Here is a 1352-nt window from a genome sequence, read left to right as displayed (position 1 = left end):
GTCCTGGGGCCGCGCCGCAGCGCTCCGGGCCGGGTGACGGCCGGACGGCACCGGGCGGCCGGGGGGGGCCGGGCCGGGGCGGGGGGCGCCGCCCGCCCCCCCCGGGCCCGGGCGACGCCGTTCCCTCACCCGCTAACCGCCGCCCGCACTACCCTCCGAAGCCATGAGCCCGGCCCGAGTTCACCCCACCGCCGGCCATGTCACCCCCGTCGAACTCTTCTTCGACCTCGTCTTCGTCTTCACCGTCACCCAGCTCACCGGCGCCCTCGAAGACCACCTCACCTGGGCCGGCCTCGGCCGCACCGTCGTCCTCCTCGGCCTGCTCTGGTACCCCTACACCAGCTACGCCTGGCTCACCAACCAGGTGCCGCCCCACACCCTCGCCACGAAACTGCCCCTCTTCGCCGGCATGGCCGGCTTCCTGCTCACCAGCGTCGCCATCCCCGCCGCCTTCCTCCAGGCCGGACTGCTCTTCGCCCTCGGCTACCTCGTCCTCACCAGCGTCCACCTCGTCCTGTTCAGCCACTCCGAGGCCCACGCCGCCGCCGTCCGGCTCGCCCCCTACAACATCGGCGCCGCCCTGCTCGTGGTGCTCGCCGCCTTCATCACCGGCGCCGCCGCCTACGCCCTGTTCACCGCCGCCGCCCTCATCCAGGCCGCGCTGCCCTACCTCACCCCGCGGCTGTCCTGGATCCGCGCCGCCGGCACCTACCGCATCGCCGCCACGCACTTCGTCGAACGCCACGGCCTGCTCGTCATCGTCGGCCTCGGCGAGTCCGTCGTCGCCATCGGCGCCAGCGTCGACCCGTACCAGCGCGAGCCGGGCACCGCCATCGCCATCGTCATGTCCCTCGCCCTGCCCGCCGCCCTCTGGTGGACCTACTTCACCGACACCCAGGACGCCGTCACCGCCCTCGACACCGCCGACCCGGACACCAGCACCCGACTCGCCGCCCGCACCTACGTGCTGCCGCACTATCTCCTGCTGCTCGGCATCATCCTCACCGCCACCGGCATCCACGCCACCGTCGCCCACCCGGGGGCACCCGCCGACACCCGCGCCGCCGTCGCCCTCGCCGGCGGCACCACCCTCTACCTCGCCGGGCTGACCGCCGTCCGCCTGGCGCTCCGCCTCGACCCGCCACGCAGCCGGCCGATCGGCGCCGTCGCGGTCCTCGCCACCGTGCCCCTCGGCGTCGCCGTCAGCACCGGCGCGCAACTCGCCGCCGTCATCATCATCCTCACCGTCATGCTGCTGGCCGGCCGGCGCCGCCCCGCCAGCGCGGAACCCGACCGCCCCGCGGCGGGTACCGGGTAGCAGCGGCGGCGGGCCCCCGGTGACACCGGGGGCC

General features: G+C 75.4%; 1 protein-coding gene. It reads left to right on the top strand.

Annotated elements, in window-relative coordinates:
• Positions 1-163: 163 nt before the first annotated feature.
• Positions 164-1318, top strand: coding sequence for a low temperature requirement protein A (locus AB0I11_RS34380; protein WP_357330115.1), 1155 nt, complete (start codon positions 164-166; stop codon positions 1316-1318).
• Positions 1319-1352 lie beyond the last annotated feature (34 nt).

Origin of the sequence: Micromonospora sp. NPDC050495 (assembly GCF_040655175.1) — a bacterium.
GTDB lineage: Bacteria > Actinomycetota > Actinomycetes > Mycobacteriales > Micromonosporaceae > Micromonospora.
This window is presented reverse-complemented; position numbering and strand designations above follow the sequence as displayed.